We start from the raw sequence: 21,346 nt of genomic DNA on the forward strand, positions 1-21,346 counted from the left end.
TTTCCGGCGCGGATTAACGGCGTGCTTTGCTCGCCGGGCCCGATTTGCGGAATAAATGAATGTTCTCGAGCGCGCGCCCCGTCCCGATAGCTACGCAGTCCAGCGGGTTCTCCGCAACAAGTACGGGCATGCCGGTCTCGCGGGCCAGCAGCTTGTCCAGATTGCGCAGCAGGCCTCCGCCCCCCGTCAGCACGATGCCGCGGTCCATAATATCCGCCGACAGCTCGGGTGGACATTTCTCCAAAGTCACCTTGACCGCCTCGACGATGCTGTTCACCGTGTCTCCAAGCGCCTCGGTAATCTCATCGGAGGAGACGGACATCGTCTTGGGCAGTCCGGACACAAGATCACGGCCGCGAATCTCCAGCTTGGCCGACTTCTCCATCGGCAAAGCGGAGCCGATCTCCATCTTGATCTGCTCGCTGGTCCGCTCGCCGATCATCAAATTGTAAGTACGCTTGATATACTGGGTGATCGCTTCGTCCATCTCGTCTCCGGCCACCCGGATCGAACGGCTCGTTACGATACCGCCCAGCGAAATGACCGCAACCTCGGTCGTGCCGCCGCCGATATCCACCACCATACTGCCTGTCGGCTCCCATACAGGCAGATCGGCGCCGATAGCTGCAGCAAACGGCTCTTCGATGGTATAAGCATCCCGCGCTCCCGCCTGCCGCGTCGCATCCTCCACCGCCCGTTTCTCCACCGCCGTAATGCCCGAAGGCACGCATACCATGACGCTCGGATGGCGCTGGAACAGCAGACGCTGCTTTTGCGCCTGCCGGATGAAATATTTGATCATCGTGGATGTCGTCTCAAAATCCGCTATAACGCCATCCTTCATGGGGCGGATCGCACGGATATTGCCCGGCGTGCGCCCGATCATTTTTTTGGCGTCATTGCCGACTGCCTCGATCGTCTTCGTATCGGTACGGATCGCGACAACGGAAGGCTCCCTGACGACGATCCCTTTTCCTCTCACATATACGAGCGTATTCGCCGTACCCAAATCAATGCCTAAATCCTTCGTAAATCCTCCCAATCCGAACATCCATGTTTCTCCCTTCTATTGGTGAAGGCGTATCGCACGCATCTGATTATTATATTACATCATTCCGAGTTCCTTCAAACTCACAAAACGCCGGTCGCCGATGATCAAATGATCAAGCACCTCGATGCCAACAATCTCGCCGGCCTCTACTAATCTTTGGGTCAATTGTATATCCTCAGGGCTCGGCGTCGGGTCCCCGCTCGGATGGTTGTGCGCGCATACGATCGACGCGCTGCTGCGCTTGATCGCCGCCCGGAACACTTCCCGCGGATGCACGATCGAAGCGTTCAAGCTCCCCATCGACAAGGTCTCCTGTCCGATCACATGATTTTTAGTATTCAGAAACAAGCATACAAAATGCTCTTTCTGCAAATAACGCATATCTTCCATCAGCAGCGCGGCGGCGTCTTGCGGAGAGCGGATCGTAACGGCATCGTTCATCGCCGATCGGGCCATTCTTCGACCGAGCTCAATTCCGGCTTTTATCTGCAGCGCCTTAGCGGCCCCGATTCCTTTGATCTCGGTTAATTGCTCGATACTGACATCGGCCAGCTTGCGCAAGCCTCCGCTTTCCCGCAGCAGACGTTCGGCCAGTCGAACCGCCGATTCGGCGATCGTGCCGGTACGCAATAGAATAGCAAGCAACTCCGCATTGCTTAAAGCTTCAGCCCCATGCTGCATCATTCGTTCTCTAGGTCGATCTTCATTTGGGACATCGCGCAATGTAATATTGAGCGATTCCATGTATTCCCCCCTTTTCCATTCGAGTTTCCATTATACCATTTCGAACGTTCAAAAAACAGCAAACAAAAAAACGGGAAACAGGCCGGTACAAGCGGAAGCCAGAGGCTTGCAGCCTTAACGTTTTCGTGGAGGACACAGACTTTATTATTTTCGTCAGGAAGACTTTATTTAAGTCTGTTTCGGTCGAAATGGCGTTCAAAGGCAGCCGGTATCGGCACTCCAATCCTCACGCATGCCCGGTTGCATGCTGCGCTCGGCGATGTGGATACGAAGTTGCAGCCGCATTTGGCCCGCCGGTACACAGGTCAAGGCAAGACGGACGGCATTGACTCCCCCGCTTGAGAACGCGACCGTTTCGCGGTGAAATCAGGCCTGTTATAAGAGTGAAGCTCTTCATTTCTTGAAATGACAAAAAAGGGCTCCAATGTCCACGATGAACACCGGAGCCCCTGTTCCTATACATCATTCGGCTTTTGCTTGAAACCCCTTTGCTCGATTTACTGCTCGATTCCGTCCAAAATTCGTTCCAATCCAAAATCGGATCGTCGCCAATCGGACTGTGCATCTCTCCCGGATCGCCTGGATCATATCCCTCCAGGGTACCGACCGACTTGGCATAGCCGCTGATCAACAGGAGGAAGGAGATCTTCTCAAAATCGTTGATCGGAAATTCCTTCATCATCCGAAGCGCCCAATCGTACTTTAAGATTGTTCCGGGTAAACGAAACGCCCGTAGTCGGAATATCAGCAAATCCTGGATGATCCAGATACGCTTTCACGAGTGTTTTTACGAAAATCCTCATTTCCTCGCGCCAGCTTGCCGTGTCTTCCTCAGGCGTAATCGGATCCGCCCTTCTATTCGCAAAATTGTATATGATGCAAACAGTATATTATGGACAAGTCTGCTTAAGAAAGTGAGTTCACTATGCTTTGATGCCGGTCCTGTGCGATCTCATGCGATTGTCGGCAAGGGAATTCCGACAGAGGAGAATGCTTTCCGGTTAATGCTCCCACTTGATCTTAACGACTGCCTTGCGCACCTTCGGTTCTTCTCCCAGCCTCCCGCCGGGCCGGTGCAAGTCGTTCGGCAGGAAGACGGCGTAGCTGCCCGGCCGCATCCATAATTCCGCCTCGTCGCGCAGCTCGTCATATAATAAGGCGTCTCCTGATGCCAATAAATCTTCGACAACCTCCTGCTCTTCCGACCATCTTGCAAATCCGATCTTCTCCGCTCCGCTCAGCACGCAATGGACATCGATATAAGCGCGATGGGACTCGGCCTTTCGCTGCGACAGCGGCGAAGTCTCGCATTCGCTGATCATGCAGAACATTCTGTCTCCGTCTATTTCGTGCCGTCCCGGCTCCAGCGCCGCCAGATCCGTCTTGCGCAAATAGGCGAGCGCTTCCCGGATCGCTGGCGCGTACATCTTCTCTTCGCTATCGCTGTGCCGCAATTGTCCAACGATCATCCATTTATCTCCCCTTCGTACTCTTCAGCGATCATGTAGACGACCGACCCGACCGCAACGGCCGGAGTGCCCGCCAGTCCCACGATCACGCCGTCGCTTATAGCACACAATTCCGCTTTCTCCCGGCCGTAGCCGTCATAAATGGCGCCAATTGGCGCACCTCGCCTTACCCGTTGAAGCAATTCAACCTCGGGTATGAAGAAGCCTTCGCATTCGGCCGTGACCGAGCCGTCGAAATCGCCGCTGCCGCCCAACCGGCAAATAACCTGCGCAGCCTCTCCCTCGATCCAACATCCCGGTGCTACCAGCATGCCCAAATGATTCATAAGCCGCAGAGCTCCTTGACGGAAGCGAAGCTGCTCCTGCCGCTTGATGCGCCTGCCTCCGGCCGCTTCCGTGTACAGCCAGGGGATGCCCCGCTCGTTCGCATAAGTGATCGTTCTCCCGGGGCCGGTCTCCCGGTGTCCCCAAAGCACCTCTAAACCGAACGCCTCAGCCGCCGCCTTGGATCTTCTGCCGGCTTCCGTCTCATCTTTATCGTAGTAGCCCACCAGTTCGGCCACTTCATAATAAGTGCCGCCGCTGTGCAGATCGAGCAGAAAATCGGCTTGATCTATCAAACGATGAGCAATCTGCCAAGCTAGCCGCTGTGTCAACGTCCCTTCGGGGTTCCCGGGAAATTCGCGGGCCAGATTGCGGCCGTCCTCCGGAGCGCAGCGATTCGCCGCACGATAGGCGTATGGGTTGGCGACCGGGACCATCAGCAAGGTGCCGCGTATATCGCCGGGCTTAAGCAGGCGTCCCAGTTCGATTACGGTCTGTACACCTTCATATTCGTCGCCGTGAACTGCCGCGAGCACGAGCAACGTTGGCCCCGGCTCCGCTCCGGCTAGAATATGCAGGGGAATGCTCCCTTCCTCCCCTTGTTCGTCGGCCTCGAACGTCAGCTCCAGCCGTCGCCTCTCCAATCTCGCAATCGTCGCCGATCCGAACTGTTCCGCAGGCATACGCTCGGGCTTATCAAGTATTTTCATTTGATCCATCCTCTGTTCGTTCCTCAAATCAGGCTGATTTTCTTCATATACGATTTCACTCGTTCAGCTTGGGCGGGACCAAGCGCCGCACTGTAATCCGGGTGAAACCGGCCTTCAAAGCCAAGCAGGTTCATGGCGCAGGTAAATCCGGGGAAAACGCCGACTTCCACGAACAAATTGCGAAGTCCGAGAATATCGTCCAGCTTGCCCGCGGCCGTAACCTGTTGTCCGGCTTGCAGCGCAGCGTACATGTCCGACGCGACGGCCCCGGTACAGCTGAACATGCCGTCCAAGTTGCGCCGAATGCCGTATGAATACGCCGCATCGAACGTATCCAGCCCGCTGTAGATGATCTGAAAATCGGGACGGCTGCCTGAAAGCTCTAACTGGAGAACGCGGCTCAATGCCAAATCACCCGACTTGATGCCGGCTATATTCGGATGCGCGGCCAGTTCCATGACGACAGCGGCAGACAAACGGCATTGCGTCACGCCCGGCAAGTCGTACAAATAGACGGGAAACGGCGACGCATCCGCCAATCCGCGGAAAAACCGCGCCGCTTCTCCGGGGGAAGGCAGAAAGAAAAACGGCAGCGTCGCTACAACCCCGTCGATCGCCAACCCTTCGAGGCTGTCGATCCGATCCTTGACTCGGGCGATGGCATTGTCCATGACGCCGACGTAAACCGGGCATGCGCCCTTTGCGGCTTCGGCCGCGATCCGGGCAACCTTCGCGTACTCGCCGTTCCTTATAGCCGGCTGCATCCCCATTGAGCCCATTACAAGCAGCCCCTCCGCCCCTCTGTCCACTTGATCCTCGACATGTCCGGCCAGGCTTTCGGCGATTACGTGTCCCGCTTCGTCGACAGGGGTTCCAAGCGCCGTATAAAAGCTATGACTCATATCTTGTTGACTCTCCTTTTGTTTCCTATTTTTATTTACACCAGACTGCGCGGTATTTCGTCTCGATCGAACATTCGCAAAGCTTGGCGAATCGGCAAGCCGCCGTCGCGGACAACCGGCGCCATATGCCCCGGCATCAGACTCTCCACTTCAAGCCTCACAAGCTTCCGCAGGGAAGCGCGCAGTTCTTCAAGCGAAAAGTCCGGCGTAGAGAGCCTTGCGATCTCCCCTCGGGCAAACACGGTATCTCCGCTGAACAACGTGCGGAGCTCGGGACAATAATAGGCGGCCATATCCCGGCTGTGCCCGGGCGTCATCAGCACGTCCAGCGTAAGCTCGCCAACTCGGAGTTTCATTCCGCCTCGCAGCTTCACATCCGCCGGGCACGGGGCAAACGAATAATCCGCCGGGTATACGCCCGCTTCTCTCGCTTGCCGGAGCCCCATCGCTTCCTCGTCCGCCGCTTCCACCATCGCGGCCGTCAGCTCCGAAGCAGCTATTGCGGCTCCGCTTCTCCGCCTTATCTCCGCCGCCCCGCCGGCATGGTCGGCATGAGCGTGCGTCAGCGCAATGTAACGCAGCCGGTCCAGCCGGAATCCGTCTTTCTCCAATTCTTCGACAATCCGGCCGACGCCGTAACCGGCGCCGGTATCGATCATCGCCCACTCGCTTCCTCCGTCGAGCAGATAAACGTTGCAGTCCAGTTCATCCGTCATGTTCATGCCAAGTATGCCGCTGCCGATCCAGTATACCCGTTCCCCGACTCGCATCAGGAACCCCTCTCTTCAAGCCGAACGGCGCGGCCAAGCTCGCAGGAGCGTGCGATGGCTTCCGCCACCCGCACGACCCCCAGCGCGTCTTCCGGCCGCAGAATGGCGGAAGGACGGGAGTCGCGCACGCAATCGACAAAATGACGGAGCTCCGACATGAGCGGTCCTTCCAACGTCCCGTATAGATCACGATTTGCGTACAGATACGGAATTTCGCTTTTCTCTTCCGTGCAGATTCCGAGCGAATGATCCGGGTGCCTCATAACAAGCACGCCTCTGTCTCCCGCGACCTGCGTATACTGATCCTGGGGGGCCGGCCACGCCTTTGGCGCCAGCCAGTTGGCGTCGAGTATGGCGGTTGCGCCGCCCGGAAGCGCCAGCATCGCGCATACCTGATCCACGCCTTCCTCGGAGGAGGAGCTTCGCGCATACACTTCGATTGGCATCTCGCCTGTATACCACAAGAGCTGATCGATATCGTGGGCGCCGAGAATATGAATGGGTGACGTTCGCTTGTACAAGCCAAAAAACTCCCGTTTATCGCTCCTCCTCGCATAAAAGCTGCGAACCCGTCCGATCTCTCCCCGCTCGATCGCCTGCCTCATACCGACATAGCGCGGATCGAACCGCGTCAGGTGCCCCGTCATTAACAGTTTGCCTCGCGCGGCGGCGGCCGCCGTCATCCGCTCCGCTTCGGCCAGATCGACCGCCAGCGGCTTCTCGACGAATACATGCACGCCCGCATTCAGCGCCGCCATCGCCGCCTCGCAGTGAAAGGCCTCCGGCGTCAGCACGTCTAGGGCGTCCAGCGCCTCCTCTCCAATCATGTCACGCACATCCGAATAACCGCGACAGCCCAATTGTGCCGCAAGCGCGTCCGCAGCCTCTCTCCGAACATCGCATACCGCCGCGATTTCAACCATCGGCAATTGCCGCAAGCAGGCCAGATGAAGCTGCGCGAAGCGCCCCAAGCCGACCATTCCGAGCCTGATCGTCTTCATATCTCCATCTCCGCCCCCATCTCTAGTTCGTCCACGGATAGACAAGGAATGTCCGGCGCGGCGCTTGCCATGGCACCCATTCGCTCGGCATCCTTGTAACCTGCGCCGGAGACGATGCATACTACCTTGGCTCGCTTGTCAATACGCCCTTCGCGCAGCGCCTGAACGACGCCGGCCAGCGCGATCGCCCCGGCCGGCTCGCAGAAGATCCCTTCCCGCTCCGCCAATCGCTCCTGCCAATACCACGTCTGCTCGTCTTCGACAGCCTCCGCAAAGCCGTTGCTCTGCGCGAGATGCCCGAGCACCAACCCGGCGTCGGGCGGATTCGGCACCTGGATGCCGGAGATGCGCGAGACGGACGGTCCCGGCACCGGCTCGCTCAATCCAAGCCGCCACGCCTTCGCCACGTTCGCGCAGCCGGCCGACTGGCAGGCCGCCATCCGGGGCATTCCGCCGAACGAACCTTCCTCGCGCAGCTCGGCGAAACCGCACGCGATGCCCGACAGCAGCCCACCGCCGCCCACCGGAACGAAGACCGCATCCGGTCCTCCTTCCGGCATCGCTTCCGCGATTTCATACGCAATCGTCTTCACCGCCTCCATGGCTTCGGGGGCATAAGCGTACGCCGTCACCATCAATTGCCGATTGTGCGCTTCCGCCGTACGCAATACATGATGGAACACGCGCTCGCCTATCGCCGGATCGAATCCGAACCCTCGAACTCTCGTAATGCTTGCTCGATGAATCCGTACCTGCTCCAGCTTGGACGGGACGATATTTTCTTGCACGAACACCTGGTACTTCAGTCCGGCCCTCGCCGCATATGCCGCAATCGATGCGCCCGCATTGCCCGACGTCGTGCCGATGCAGCCCGTCTTGCCGCTTTCCTTCGCAAGCGAAACGCCAAGCGCCGATATGCGGTCCTTGTAAGAGCCCGTCGGATTCAAGGCTTCCAGCTTGAAGTACAGGCTCTCAAGTCCGATATCGTGGCCAATGCCGGCGCTTGGCACCAAGGGAGTCCGGCCTTCTCCAAGCGTGATTCGGCAGTCCTCGGACACGCCCGGCAGCCGGCTCCCGTATTTCCATATTCCTTGTTCAAGCTTCGGACTCAAGGCATTCCCTCCTGATGCCATGCGACCGGGCGCTCCGCCGCTCATCCTCGCGGAGGCCCGGCTGCCGTTGTTTTATTTATCGGACTTGCCCTTCCCGTTTCCTTTCCCCTTGCCCTTGCCGCCGGCTCCTGTCTCCGCGCCGGACTCCGCTCCAACTGACGATACAACGGGCAGCGGGTAGGTCCCGTCCCGGATAATGACCTCGTCGATGTAAACCTCGGTCCCCATGCCGGCCGCACCGCTCGAAAACATCAAATGATTGATCGTCGCCCCCGGATGCGCGTCGGAGATTACGCCTTTAAAGTCGCCGTTCACGTAAATGTCCGCCGATTCCTCCGTCAGATCGTAATCGATCCGGATCTGCGTCCATTCGTTTAAGCCGATGTCGGCCGGCACAGGCAGCTCGGAGAACGCAATCGGCTGATTGGCGTCCGTCACAACCTCCATGATCTCCTGCTGAGGTCCGCCGAAGGTGAACGCGTCGTCGGAGAAGCTTTGATGCACCTTCACGAACCGTGCCGCAACGGAAAGTCCCTGCAGGTCGAGCGTAATATTGCCGTCCGTCTTGTCGTAATTCCATCCGTCCACCCGCGTCCAGTCGCCGTTATTCGTATTGCTTACGTAGACTTCCAGATGTTCTTCCCGCAACCGGTTGCCCAGCGTGCCGTCGGGCTGCGGCTTGTTGAACGCCTTGCTGTCCAGCAGCTTGATCTGCCAGATCGGCGTCACCTGGCCCAGATCGGCGCCGATGCTGCGATTGCGGTAATCCAGCGCGAAGCTGCCTGTCGATCCCAGCTCGATCAGATTGCCTGTCAGCGGATTCGAATCGGGATTGACGAAGCCGATCTTCGCCTCCGTGGTCGAGGAATCCGTTGCGGTATCCGTATAGGTCAATGAGCCGTCCTGCCCGATCCGGAGGATGAACCCGGCTCCAAGCGCGTTCCAATGCTGCGAGTATCCTTCTTGCAGCGAGACGTACAGGTCGTTGCCGAAGCTTTCCCCATAGACGGAAAACTGTACGCTCGCTTTCCTCGACGCCGGGAACAGACGGGACGCTCCCGTTATTTTTTTGTCATCGGCATTGTCGGCGACATATAACGATCGTTCGCCTTGCTTGGCGCGCGCGCCGCTCGACTCGACAACTCCCGCGCTCGTCGTCTTCCACCAGTGTTCGTTCGCCAGCCTGCTGCCGTTATCCGGCGATATGAACGGATTGTCGTATTCGAACGAATCCATCACGCCGTGCGTGCGCCGCAAATAACGGTCGAAGTCCTCCACGAGCATAGAGTACGCGCCGCCCGGCCCCGACCAGGCGAACAACCAGGCGTCGTCGCCTGCCGGAATTTTGTCTGCCTGCACCACCGTCCTCTGCTCGCTCGGGGACAGCCAGCCCGGCGTCGAAAGTCTCGTTCGACCCATCAAGTCGAGATAGCCGTTCCAGGTTGATGCGTCGTCTTCGCTATAGGCAACCGTCAGATTGTTGCGCTGGTAGCTTCCGCCGCCAAGCGCGTTATGCCCCGACCACGTTAGCAGCAAATCGTCCTGCCCGTCGCGAATCAAGGCGGGAAATGTGTTGCTGCTCATGATCTCGCTGTCCGCGACCGGCGACCAGGTGACGCCATGATCGGTCGATGTGCTCGCGCCCAGCGTATAAAGGTCCGAACGCTGCTGCCGGAAGTACATCTTGACGGTGCCGTCCGCCAGCTCCGCAATAGCCGCCTCGGTCACGCCGCCCTCGCCTCCGATGGAAGGAATGCTCAGCTCCGAGGCGCTTTTGTTCCAGGATGCCCCGTCGTTGTCCGAGTAGAGCACGCCGATGCCGAAGGTGCCGTCCGAGCTGATGACATACGTGAACGGCACAAGCAGCCGTCCCGTCGTCAGGCGAATCGGATTCGTGTAGGTAAGCGAATAATGAATCGCCGCACCCGAAGCCGTCTGAAGACCCGTAATCTGCTGAGGAACGCCGAACACCGGTTTTTTGCCGTCGTATCCCGTTGATTTCACCATATACAAGTCGTTGCGGCATGCGTCGGCGGACAGGCAGGAGTTGTTGCCTTCCCACACGCCGAAGTAGTGATGAACGCTGAAAAACAAATATACTTCGTCCGTAGCCGGATCCACGTAAGCGCCGCCCGGAAATTCGTACAACGAGGACCCTTGCGGCACGACGGAATCGACAAAGCTTTCCGGATTGGTCCAGCTCTTCCCGCCGTCGTAGGAATATTTCGCCAGGATGCCCTGACCGTCCGAGCCGGCCATCAGCACCAGGGTTCCGTCGTTCAGGCGAAGCGGCTTCAGGTCTCCGCCGAATTCCTGCTCTCCGGCGGTCAAGTCAGCCGTGTGCTCGATCAAGGTTTTATTGCCGTATTCGATCTGCAGCGCCTCCGGGGAACCGCCGCGGAACAAGGCGTCCGGGTTGCCGTAATACATGTCGATCGTCATACTGGCGGAAGCCGGCATTTCCGGGATGCGGACGTAGAACCCGTCATCATCCGCGTAAAAGTGCAGCTCCCGGCCGTCCCCGGCCGCGAAGCGGACATCCCGCATATCGGCTTGCAGCTTGCCCGACTGGATCAACGCCTCGATGCCGAGCTGCTGCTTATCCAGGTAGACCGGCCGGTCGAAGATCGTCTCCGATCCCGGATTCGTTATCGCAATCGGCTTGCGGTAGAGCCAGCCGCCTCCGCCGCTGCCGGTCCAGCTTCCCGCGGGGAGCGAATAAACGCCGATCATATCCTGAAAGCGGTTGTGATAGAATGAACCGACACGGTCGTCGAAGTGGTTGTGCACCTTGACGTAGCGGGCCGTCTCCGACAAGTTATACAACACGATGCGGTTGCCGATCTTGACGAAATCCCAATCGTTCACCTTCTCGTACTCGTAGTTGTCGGTACCGATGTAAAGCGACAGATCCGTCTTCTCCACCCTGTTCGCTCCGCCCGAGGAAACGATTTCAATCCGGTTGAAGGACCGCACCATGCCAAGATCAACACCGACGCTTCGTCCCTCGTAGTCCAGTTCGAGACGTTCGTCATACCCGAACCGGCCGAGCGGTCCCCATTCGGGATTGACGTCGTCTTCCGCATATCCAACGACGGCCTCAAGCGCGCTAGCGCCGGAGACTGAGCCCGCTTTGGACGGGGCGCCCTTGTCGGGAACCCCGCCGGCGGCCCATGCCTCCGGCGCTATCATCGCCATAATCAGAACGGTACATAAGAAAAATTGCAGTTTGCCGGCTTTGCTCCACATCCGCTTCATCCGAGCCATCATTTCTCCCCCGTTTCATTATGCGCATATTGGCAGCCGGACCGGCGCAACCGATCCGCTTACAGTTCAAAGTATACGCGCACGCGCCGCACCCGAAAAACCGGACAACATGCAGATGATAACGGGGGAATTTATAGAAGTTGTAAACGGCTTCACAGACCAGACACGATCAAAACCGCTCCGCATGCGCCGTTCGGTATTCGCTGGAGCTCATTCCCGTATACTTTTTGAATTTTTTGTAGAACCAGTCCAAATCGTTATAACCGACTGCCTGGGCCACTTCGTACACTTTCATATCCGTCCCCGCCAGCATCCGCTTCGCGTTCTCCATCCTCACCTGGAATAAATAGTCATTAAAGCCGACGCCCTTCTCCGCCTTGAACAATTGACCCAAATAAGCCGCATTCATATAGACTTGGGAAGCGATGCTGCGCATGCTCAAGTTGTCTCCGTAATGCTCGTCCACCCAGCGGACGACGAAGTCCACCGCTCCTTCCGTCTGCGGCTGGGCCCGGCGCAGCAAAGCGGAGGTTTCCCGGTACTTGCTCCATGTCATGTCGTACAGCTCGTCCAGCGTTCCCGCTTCCATAATGCGTTCATAATCCCTCAGCCTGGGGTTGAACAACGACTCGTAGTCGCCCCCCTGTTCGCGGACAAGCCGAAAAAAAACGGTATACAGCTCCAGCACCATGGACTTGACCGCATTGGGCGAGATGCTCGCCTGGGCGAACCGTCTCCATTGCGATTCCAGTAAACCCTTAAACGATTCGAAATCTCCCGTTCCCGCCGTTTGAAGAATCGCATTCCAGTCCTGCAAGCTTTCGTTGTCCGACTTTGCCGCCATTTGTTCCGCCGAGATCACCATCCGTTTGCCGAAAAAAAACTGCTGATCCAGCATCCATCTGGACAACGCGAAGGATTCCGCGGCTTCCTTCATGTCATATACGATGCTTCCCACGCCTACCGCCATGCCGACTTTGGCGAACTTCTCCGTATATTCCTTGATCTGCCCGGCCAATGCCAGCACGTCTTTCCGTTCCAACGGATCGGCTGCCGACGTAATCACAATTCCGAATCTGAAATCCGAATCTTCGAACACGAAACCATGCTGCCCCGCCACTTCCTCGATGACATTGCGGGCGGCAAACCGTTTGTAATTCAAGTCGGAGTCGGTCAACTCGGCGTTTGTCAACTCCCCTATATCCACCTCCGCCAGCAGGCAGCAGATGCCAAGCCGCTCCCGAAGCTCCACTCCGAACAGCTTCAGTCTTTCCTTCGCTTCGCCGCCGCCCGTGTAGCCGGTCACCCACTCGCGAGCAATGCGCTCCTTCATCGCCACGCTGCCCAGCTCAAGCGCGCGCGACTGATTCAGATCGCTTTTCACCGCTTTCAACACCCGCTCCAGATCACCGGCTTCGACGGGCTTGAGCAAATAATCCTTCACTCCGTGCGACATGGCCTGCTTGACATAAGCAAACTCCTCGTAACCGCTCATTACGGCGATCGGCACATCCGAGAACGAGCGCACTTCAGCTATGAAGGTGACGCCGTCCATAACCGGCATCTTCATATCGGTAACGATTAACGAGAACGAGCCGCCCCGGAACATCTCCAGCGCCCGCTCTCCGTTGGACGCTTCCCCCGCGACCGTATAACCGAGCTTCTCCCAATCCAGCAAATATTTCAGCGATTTGATCGCCCACGGCTCATCGTCAACAAGTAGTACGCGATACAATGCCTTCACCTCCAGAGCTGCCTATTATGTCATGTCCAGCGGCAGTATTAACGATAGTCTGGCTCCCTGGCCCGCTTCGCTTTCCACGCGCAGCCCGTATGCCGGGCCGAAGCTTTGGCGCAGTCTCTGATGCACGTTGCGCAGCCCGATCCGGTAAGCGTCTTCGGGCTGATCGGGGGCATCCAGCCTTTCCCTGATCGCCGCAAGCTGTTCCGGCGCGATGCCCGGCCCGTTATCCTCGACGGTCAGCGTAAATCCGCTTTCCCGGCCAAGCACGGCCCGTATCGCAATATGGATGCTGCCGGCGCTTGGCTCCAGCGCATGAACGATGGCGTTTTCGACCAGCGTCTGCAAAGACAGCTTCGGCACTCCGATGCGATGGAGCGGTCTGGGCACTGCAAGGCTGTAGGACAGACGGTCGGCGAAGCGGAACGCCTGAATTTTCAAATACGTCTCCACGATATCCAGTTCCTCGGCCAGCGTGACCATCTGGCCGCTCTTGCCAAGCACGTTGCGGAACGATCTGGCGAGCAGCGTGACGATTTCCGCGTTTTCGCGGTCGCCCTTCTCCAGCAAATTGCCGCGAATCGCGTTCAGCGTGTTGAACAGATAATGAGGGTTCACTTGCGTTTGCAGCGCATAGAGCTGCGATTCCTTGGTCCGAAGCTCAAGCTCCTGGCGTTCCAGCTTCGATTCGTACACTTCCGTTATCAATCGCTGCATGCGGCCGACCATCTCGTTGAATCTTCTTCCGAGCTGGCTGACCTCGTCATTGCCTTCGACGGCTTCGATCGGCTGCAAGTTTTCGATATCCGTTTTTCTCATCTTAACGGACAACCCGATCAGCCTTCTCGTCAAACCCGACGTGATCAAGTAATTGACAATCACGAACAATCCGATGGCTACGAGCAGCAACAGCAAAGCCGTAGCGCGCATTTCGCGCGCTCCCATGGCAAGCTGGTTCAGCGGAGTCAGCGATACGATCCGGATGCCTCTGACGCTATTGCGGGACTGCAATGTCCGTTCGGCGGCCCAATATTCCTTGCCGTCCTCCCGTACTACTCTTCCGGTCTCCACCGGGCTGCCGTCCGCATAGAACCACTGGTCCTCCAAGCGGCCGCCGAACGCTCCGGCCTCGGAGCTGTCGAAGACGATGCCCCCGTCGGGCAAGCTGACGACAAGCCGGCTTTGCGAGCTGTCCAGCCTTACGAATGCCTCCAGCAATCGCACGTCCACATCAATGGCTGCGAACAGGCAGGCCCGCTGGCTGTGATGATTCAGCCGCTGCGTCAGCCTCAGAATCTGTTCTTCATTGTCTTCCCGCACTCCGCTCCATGAACGAATAGAGCGGAATTTCGGCTCGGAGGCCGGATAGCAGCTGCTTGCAATTTGCAAAGGCAAGGCGTCCAGCGGTTTGATGTCTCCGATCCAATAATTCGGATTGTTCGAATATAAGGTCAAATTTCGGATTTCCTTGGTGGAACGTATGGATTGAAGCAGCGGAAATACCCGTTCGAAGTAAGCCGAATGAAGGTCGCTAATCGAATGGAAGGGACGCAGCAGCTGCTCCTGCAAACCGTCGTCCATATACAACAAGTCCGCGATTTGCTCATAGGATCCCAGAAAGTTGTCCATGTTCTCCGCCAGCTGCGACAAGGAGTTCCGGTTGTTCTCCTCGATCTTTGCCAGAACGGCCTGCCGGCTGTAATGCTCGAATACGAAGGTCAAAGAAACGAGAAGCAGGATGACTACGATGCTGTTCGTCAGAAACAGCTTGCTTCGTATACTCATCCCGCTCCCCTCCTTCTTCCTTCGTATTTACTTCATTATGGCGCTGTAGCGGTCCGTGGCCGATTTCCACAATGCCGTGTACTTGTCCTCCACCGTGCGGGCCCCGGCTTGCTCCAGCGCCGCCACATAGCGGGTCCATACCTGCTCGAACTGCTCCTGCGTCTTGGAGAATACGAGATTGGCCGATTCCTTCAGCCAGATTTGCTCAATCCGCGCCAGTTCCCCGCGCGTATCCTCCAGCTCGCCAAGCTGGCCAAGCGACGCCGGAATGTAGTTCAGTTCAGGCAGGAAGTCCGACCACACTTCCTTGCCGTATTGGCTCAGCACTTCGTTCGTTCTGTCGTCATAACCGCTTTTGACCGATTCCTTCGTTGTTGGAGTGGCATAGTCGCCGTCTCCCAGCTTCGTGCCGTGGGCAAAATACATGGACGTTCCATAGAAAATGCTGCCGTGCTCGCTCCAAAGCGCGTCCGGATTGTTGGCGAGCTGCTGCTTGTACGATTCCGTTACGGCGCGTTTGCCGTCTTTCACCTCGTAATGGACGCCTTCGATGCCCCAGTTGATCAGAATTTGCGCTTCGTCGGAGAACATGTAATCCAGCAGCTTGATCGCTTCTTCGGGATGCTTCGAATTGGCCGAGATCGCCCAGTTCCAGTTGGAGCGCGTCTTCAGCGACGCAAACGTGTTGTTCTCCATGTTCTTGTCGAGCAGCAGCGGGAAGTAAGCGAACAGGTTGCCGGTATCGCCGGAGGCGCGCATCACCTTCTCGACTTCCGGCTGAACGTACCAATCCGGGAAATAACCGGCCAGCACGCGGCCTTCCGTTATTTTTTTGGTCATGCCGTCGTTGTTCAGGGTGAAAAATTCGATGTCGAGCATGCCCGCATTATAAAGCTTGTTCAGAAAAGAATAGTAGCTTTTCAACTCTTGCGAATCGTAGATCAGTTTGGCGTTGTTGTCGTCGTCGATTTTGAACTTCCCGTGATCCGTCAGGCCGGAAGCCGCAAAGACCGGGGCGCTCAAATTTTCGCCGCCTTTATTGTTATAGCTGAATCCCGAAAACGGAATCATCTTTTTGCCGTCGATTGTGGGATGCTTCTCGTAGTAGGCCTTCAGCACCTCGAACAATTGGTCGAGCGTCTTAATCTCCGGATAGCCGGCATCTTCCAGCACGTCGTAGCGAACGGCGAACGAAGCTTGCTGCTGCGGCGCCGCCTCCGTCGAAATGTTCGGCACGTACAGCGAATAGATATGACCGTCCTCATCCTTTAGCAGATCAAAGTATTCGCCGTATTTCGCCTTGATGTTCGTCCCGTATTCCTCGATCAGATCTTCCAAAGGAAGGATAGCGCCCGCGTCTCGGTATTTGGCAATATAGTCCGGCTTCAAGACCAGCGTGTCCTTCGGATAATCGCCGGAAGCAAGCCATACGTCGAACTTCTGGTTGCGGTCGCCCGTCACGGTTACGAGGTCGAATTTGACGTTCGTTCGCTTGGCCAGCTCTTGCATGACAGGATTGTCCGCCGTCAGGTTGGGGAATAAATTGGCCGATTGAATGACAACCGGCTCTTTCGGCTGGTCGCCGCCCGTTCCCGCTCCACCGCTATTGGAGGCGGCCGGGTCGTTGTTCCCTTCCGAACAAGCGGACACAAGCCCTGCAAGCAACGCCAAAGTTAGAATAATCAAACTTTTCTTCATACGAACACCCTTCCCCATTTGTATTATTATATCAGACGAGTTGTCCCGATTGATATCATTCTTTCATAGCCCCAAGCGTCATGCCTTGAATGAAGTAGCGCTGCATGAACGGGTAAACGAACAGAATCGGGACGGTCACGACGATGGTCATCGTGGCGCGGATCGCCTGCGGCGTTGTTACGCGCATCAGCGCGTCGTCTCCGCCTTGTCCGGGGCTGGCGGATATTTGCTCCGTCGACTGCAGTAATATTTTCATCAGCTCGTATTGAAGCAGCGTCAAACTTTCTTTGCTGTTGTACAGGAAGTTGTCGAACCAGGCGTTCCAATGGCCGACCGCAATGAACAACGTAATGGTCGCGATCACGGGAAGGCTGATCGGGATAACGACCCGGAACAGCGTCTGCCATTCGCTTGCGCCGTCCAGCTTGGCCGATTCGATGAGCCCTTCGGGCAGCTGATCGAAGTAGCTGCGCATGATCATGACGTTAAAAGCTCCGATAAGGCCCGGGATGATATAAACCAGGAACGTGTTCGTAAGTCCGAAGTTTTTGATCATCAGATAATAGGGAATCAACCCTCCGTTGACGTACATGCTGACCACAATGATCGAATTGAGCGGCCTGCGAAGCATAAAGTCGCGGCGGCTCAGGGCATAAGCGACCATCGTGGTGCAAACGACCGACAACGTCGTGCCGATCAGCGTTCTGGCGATGGAAAGGCCCGCCGCTGAGTAAATACGATCGTTCCGGAAGATAAGAACGTAATTATCGAGCGTAAAATGACGCGGCCAAAAATAAATGCCGCCGCGCAGCGTATCCAGCGATTCGTTCAGCGAGATGGCGAATAGATTCCAGAACGGATACAGCGTCGCGAACCCGAGAACCAGCAGAAATAAATAGTTCAATCCGTGAAACAAAGCGCTTCCGGCGCTCAGCCTGCTTCTCATATCCTTCCCTCCACTCCCGTCAGAGCACGGTAGATTGGCCGATTCGCTTCGCCAACGCGTTAACGAGCAGCACAAGTGTAATGCTGACCACCGATTTGAACATGCTGATCGCCGTACCGTAGGAATAATCGCCGATCTTCATCGCATAATCGAGTGCGTACAAATCCAGTACTTGCGAATATTCCATAACAAGGCTGTTGCCCAGCAGCATCTGGGATTCGTAGCCGGTGGACAGCAGGTTGCCTGTGTTCAGAATGAGCAGAATAACCGCCGTTGGCAAAAGGCCGGGCAAAGAGATATGCCACATTTTGCGGAAACGGCCGGCGCCGTCCACCTCGGCGGCTTCGTACAAAGCGGGATTGATGCCCGCAAGCACGGCCAAATAAATGATCGTGCTCCACCCGAGCTCCTTCCACAAGCCGACCAGCGTATGAATGACCCAGAACCACTTCTCTTTCGCAAAGAAATACAGCGGTTCGTCAATCGCTCCAAGCCACAGGAGCAATTCGTTGAGTGGCCCTCCGTCGGGAGACAGGACGAACGTAATGATGCTGGCGATAACGACCCAGGACACGAAATGGGGAATGTACGTAATCGTCTGAATCGTCCGTTTGAAGACGCGCGCCCGGACTTCATTCAGCAGCAAAGCGAGCAGAATCGCGCCGACAAAGTTCGTGACCAGATTCATGGCGCTCATCGCAAGCGTATTCCGAAGTACAATATGGAACCAATCGTCGGTGAACATCTTGCGGAATTGGCTAAGTCCGACAAATTCGCTTCCAAAGATGCCGAGGGGTATCGAATACTTCTGAAACGACATAATCCAGCCCCATAACGGGGCATACGTAAATACGGCCAGCACGCCCACGAACGGTAAGGACATTAGAATAAGCTGATATTGGCCAAGCAGCTTCTTCCACTTTCCGGGCCGTCTCGTTAGCTGCCCGAACGCTTCCGGCTTCTTGCTTGCTGCAGTCTGTACGATGATGTCTCCTCCTCTACTTTATTGACTTCGACGTCGACGTCGACGGAACGTTGTAAGACAGCCGCACTTCGCTGACTCTGGGCGTGCTTCCGCTATTGATGGCGCCGAGCGCCAGCCGGTATTGCGCCCAACGTCCCTTGACGGGCCTCGCCATGGCGGTGTGTCCGTTCCCGAACCACGTCCCGGCTCCCTCGTCTCCTTGCCAAGGCTGCGACGGCAGGTCTTCCTCCCGGTCCGCGACGCGAATTTGCGCTTTGACCCACGTTTTCGGCGGGATGTCGGCAATCCAGGAAATGCCTGCGAGCTCAGCCCCATCAGGCAGCGCGATCGTTCTCGATTCGTAATATTCCTCCGGACCGCGATCCATCACATTGCCGATATCGGAATGCGTCATGCCGTGCGGACCGTTCGTCGGCAGCCGGGTTATATCGCTCTCCGAGAAGCCGTTGGGACCGTTCCACCAGACGAAGGACATGCCGGGATGATTGCCGTACGTCTTGTGGTTGGCCATGGCCAGGTCGACATAGCCGTCTTCGTTGAAGTCGGCGGCCAGCGCTCCTGCGGCGGAATGGCCGAACAGACGCGTACGATTGTCCGCGGAGAAACGCCCGCCCGGCTCTCCCCAATAAATATAGGAGTCGATATCGCGGGTGCGCGTGCCGTGGTAGCAGGCAACGAAAATATCCAGAATGCCGTCGTTGTTAAAATCGGCCACGGCCAGATCGGCCGCGAAATGGGCGGGCAGCTCCGTCCTGCGGTCGTTGGAGAACCCTTCGGGACCGCCCCAATAGATGTACACGAACGTTGCGTAAGGATCGCCCTGGTCGGGGCCTTTGAACCCGCCGACGATCAGGTCGAGCCAGCCGTTCCCGGTCAAATCGGCCGCGCGGGAGCTAATGCCCGCGCCTTCCGGAAGAAGGGTGCGCCGCCCGATGTCGAAGCCCTCCGGCCCTCCCCATAAAATAAGCAGATCGTCCGTCGCCCCGCAGTCCGGTGCGACCAGATCCAGCCAGCCGTCATTATTCAGATCCGCAAGCGTCATAAATCTGGGCTGCCTGTAAACAACTCCGTCTGCAACAAGCGGAATGCGAACGGGAGCGTCGACGAAGCCGGCTTCCGAACCATAGAAGATGAGCAGTTCGTCATTGTTGTGGCCAGCTACGATCAAGTCGAGCCAGCCGTCGCGATTGAGGTCGGCGCAGCAGCTGTTCATCGAGTGCCTGGTCGGCAATTCGACGCGTTTGTCCGTGCGGAATCCGTCCGGACCGTTGTAGTACACGAACGAGCCGTTATCGAGATGCATCGCGTTTTCGTTGCTGTTGGCCATGAAAATATCCGGATAGCCGTCATCGTCGAAATCGCAGATGCGGAGCTCCGTCGCGGCCCATCCAGGCAATTCCAGTCTGCGCTCGGGCGAGAAGCCTTCCGGTCCGCCAAGGTAGAGATATACCGGCACGTCCCCCAATATGCGATTGGTCAAATGATTGAGGAAAATAACCTGCGGACGTTCCGCATCCATCGCTTTCGCCACGAAAGCCCCTGCCGCGCAATGCGTCTCCAGCCGGATCGGTTCCGGCAGCAGACCACCCGGAGAACCTCTGTAAATAAGCGATTCGAACGAATAAAGATGGTCCGTCTTGTCCTGGCAGACGATAATATCCGAGCAGCCGTTGCCGCTCAGATCGGCTGCGACGACATCCGCTGCGCTGCGTGTAACGAACGGGGTGCGCCGATCCTCGGAGTAACCCGACTCCGAATCCCAATAAATCCATGAGCGCTCGATTCCGTCTTCGCCCGCTTGCCTGGAGGAAAGAATCAAATCTTCGCCGCCTCTGCCGCGCACATCGCCTACGCTTACACCCGTTACGGGGCCGCTGTCCAGTACGAGCGGCCGCCCGATCCGGCGGTCCGGCAGAATGGGGATGAGCAAAACTTGTTCGTCCCGGCAAGCGAACAGATGAGACGTTCCTTTCAGCTTTACCGCTTTAAGCTTTGGCGCTGCCGGTACGCTGAATACGAACAGACTGCCCGCCCCCGCGCCGCTTGCGGCGCTGTCAAGACCCGCGTCCAACGCTTGCTCTCCCGTCAGGCTAGGATCCAGCCACGTTCGGTTATCCGCCCGAATCCCTTCGGGGCCCCCCCAATAGATGACCAACCGGCTGTTGCCCGTACGAACGGCCAAATCGTCGAATCCGTCGCCGTCCAAGTCCATGGAGACCAGCGAATCCAGCGTATGGTCCAGCTCGAGATCAACGTATCCTTTGGTCCGAAAACCGCTTGGCTCCTGATAGAAGATCCGAAGCTGTCCAAAGCTTATGAAAGCGATATCCTTCCTTCCGTCTCCGTTGAAGTCGCCGATGGCGACGCTTATTGCCGACGGCGCCCATAGCTGGAGCATCCGTTTCGAGCTGTAGCCTTCCGGCGAACCGTAATAGACTTGCGCATAAGCGTAATTGGAAGCGCCGTTGTATTGGTTGGCGATGACCAGATCGTCGTAGCCGTCGTTGTTCAAATCGGCGACCGCCCCTGCGAACGCGCCCTCGGACGGGATTTCGATCCGCTCCCCGCCTTCCAGCGGATTAGCGTATACATAAGCCGGAACCCTCACTCCGTCATCATGGGAGTTGGCGAATGGCAAGTCGACGTATCCGTCCCCGTTGACGTCGAACAAATGAATCCGCTGCACAATGCCTTTTTTCGACACGTACAGGTTGTGACCCGCATTCCCGAACGTTCCTTGGCTGAAAGCCTCAAACCCTCTATCTTGAATGAATCCTTGCTTCATGGTAGCGTCCCCTCTTCCTGTGCGGTCCCGATGAGATCATGTCCTGCCCGCTGCAT

The 21,346-nt window shown here is 57.2% G+C and carries 16 protein-coding genes; all 16 read right to left on the reverse strand.

The genetic code is table 11. From position 1 onward, the window contains the following. Positions 1–13: 13 nt before the first annotated feature. Positions 14–1,051 (reverse strand): rod shape-determining protein, encoded by a 1,038-nt coding sequence (locus BLR08_RS13630; protein WP_072330840.1) that lies wholly within the window; start codon positions 1,049–1,051, stop codon positions 14–16. Between the two features lie 54 nt (positions 1,052–1,105). Beyond that, entirely contained in the window at positions 1,106–1,795 is a 690-nt protein-coding gene (gene radC / locus BLR08_RS13635) for a RadC family protein (RefSeq protein WP_072330838.1), read from the reverse strand. 226 nt (positions 1,796–2,021) lie between these two features. After that, positions 2,022–2,477 carry a hypothetical protein gene (locus BLR08_RS30655; RefSeq protein WP_143151545.1) on the reverse strand — a complete coding sequence of 152 codons (456 nt, stop codon included), beginning with the start codon at positions 2,475–2,477 and terminating at the stop codon, positions 2,022–2,024. A 319-nt stretch (positions 2,478–2,796) separates the two neighbouring features. Beyond that, positions 2,797–3,264, reverse strand: coding sequence for a NanQ anomerase/TabA/YiaL family protein (locus BLR08_RS13640; protein WP_072330836.1), 468 nt, complete (start codon positions 3,262–3,264; stop codon positions 2,797–2,799). Further along, on the reverse strand, positions 3,261–4,298 hold the full coding sequence (locus BLR08_RS13645; protein WP_176835515.1) for a succinylglutamate desuccinylase/aspartoacylase family protein: 1,038 nt from the start codon (positions 4,296–4,298) through the stop codon (positions 3,261–3,263). The genes BLR08_RS13640 and BLR08_RS13645 overlap by 4 nt, the downstream gene beginning before the upstream one ends. 23 nt (positions 4,299–4,321) lie before the next feature. Beyond that, entirely contained in the window at positions 4,322–5,200 is an 879-nt protein-coding gene (locus BLR08_RS13650; RefSeq protein WP_072330832.1) for a dihydrodipicolinate synthase family protein, read from the reverse strand. A 35-nt stretch (positions 5,201–5,235) separates the two neighbouring features. Beyond that, on the reverse strand, positions 5,236–5,970 hold the full coding sequence (locus BLR08_RS13655) for an MBL fold metallo-hydrolase (RefSeq protein ID WP_072330830.1): 735 nt from the start codon (positions 5,968–5,970) through the stop codon (positions 5,236–5,238). Next, complete coding sequence (locus BLR08_RS13660) at positions 5,970–6,971, reverse strand: Gfo/Idh/MocA family protein (protein WP_072330828.1); 1,002 nt, start codon at positions 6,969–6,971, stop codon at positions 5,970–5,972. The genes BLR08_RS13655 and BLR08_RS13660 overlap by 1 nt, the downstream gene beginning before the upstream one ends. Further along, a complete protein-coding gene (locus BLR08_RS13665) occupies positions 6,968–8,083 on the reverse strand; it encodes a pyridoxal-phosphate dependent enzyme (RefSeq protein ID WP_176835516.1) in 1,116 nt (371 codons plus the stop codon). Before BLR08_RS13665 ends, BLR08_RS13660 begins: the two co-directional genes overlap by 4 nt. 72 nt (positions 8,084–8,155) lie before the next feature. Further along, positions 8,156–11,350, reverse strand: coding sequence for a sialidase family protein (locus BLR08_RS13670; RefSeq protein ID WP_176835517.1), 3,195 nt, complete (start codon positions 11,348–11,350; stop codon positions 8,156–8,158). A gap of 169 nt (positions 11,351–11,519) precedes the next feature. Then, a complete protein-coding gene (locus tag BLR08_RS13675) occupies positions 11,520–13,085 on the reverse strand; it encodes a response regulator transcription factor (RefSeq protein ID WP_072330822.1) in 1,566 nt (521 codons plus the stop codon). A gap of 24 nt (positions 13,086–13,109) precedes the next feature. Then, positions 13,110–14,876, reverse strand: a complete 1,767-nt coding sequence (locus BLR08_RS13680; RefSeq protein WP_072330820.1) for a cache domain-containing sensor histidine kinase — start codon at positions 14,874–14,876, stop codon at positions 13,110–13,112. Positions 14,877–14,903: 27 nt separating this feature from the next. Then, on the reverse strand, positions 14,904–16,574 hold the full coding sequence (locus BLR08_RS13685; protein ID WP_072330818.1) for an extracellular solute-binding protein: 1,671 nt from the start codon (positions 16,572–16,574) through the stop codon (positions 14,904–14,906). A 55-nt stretch (positions 16,575–16,629) separates the two neighbouring features. Continuing rightward, the gene (locus BLR08_RS13690; protein WP_072330816.1) at positions 16,630–17,520 is read right to left on the reverse strand and encodes a carbohydrate ABC transporter permease; all 891 of its coding nucleotides are present in this window, start codon (positions 17,518–17,520) and stop codon (positions 16,630–16,632) included. 19 nt (positions 17,521–17,539) lie between these two features. Further along, complete coding sequence (locus BLR08_RS13695; RefSeq protein WP_083537117.1) at positions 17,540–18,403, reverse strand: ABC transporter permease; 864 nt, start codon at positions 18,401–18,403, stop codon at positions 17,540–17,542. Positions 18,404–18,518: 115 nt separating this feature from the next. Further along, entirely contained in the window at positions 18,519–21,290 is a 2,772-nt protein-coding gene (locus tag BLR08_RS13700; protein ID WP_072330812.1) for an FG-GAP repeat domain-containing protein, read from the reverse strand. Positions 21,291–21,346 lie beyond the last annotated feature (56 nt).

Origin of the sequence: Paenibacillus sp. cl123, assembly GCF_900101595.1 — a bacterium.
Classification (GTDB): domain Bacteria; phylum Bacillota; class Bacilli; order Paenibacillales; family NBRC-103111; genus Paenibacillus_G.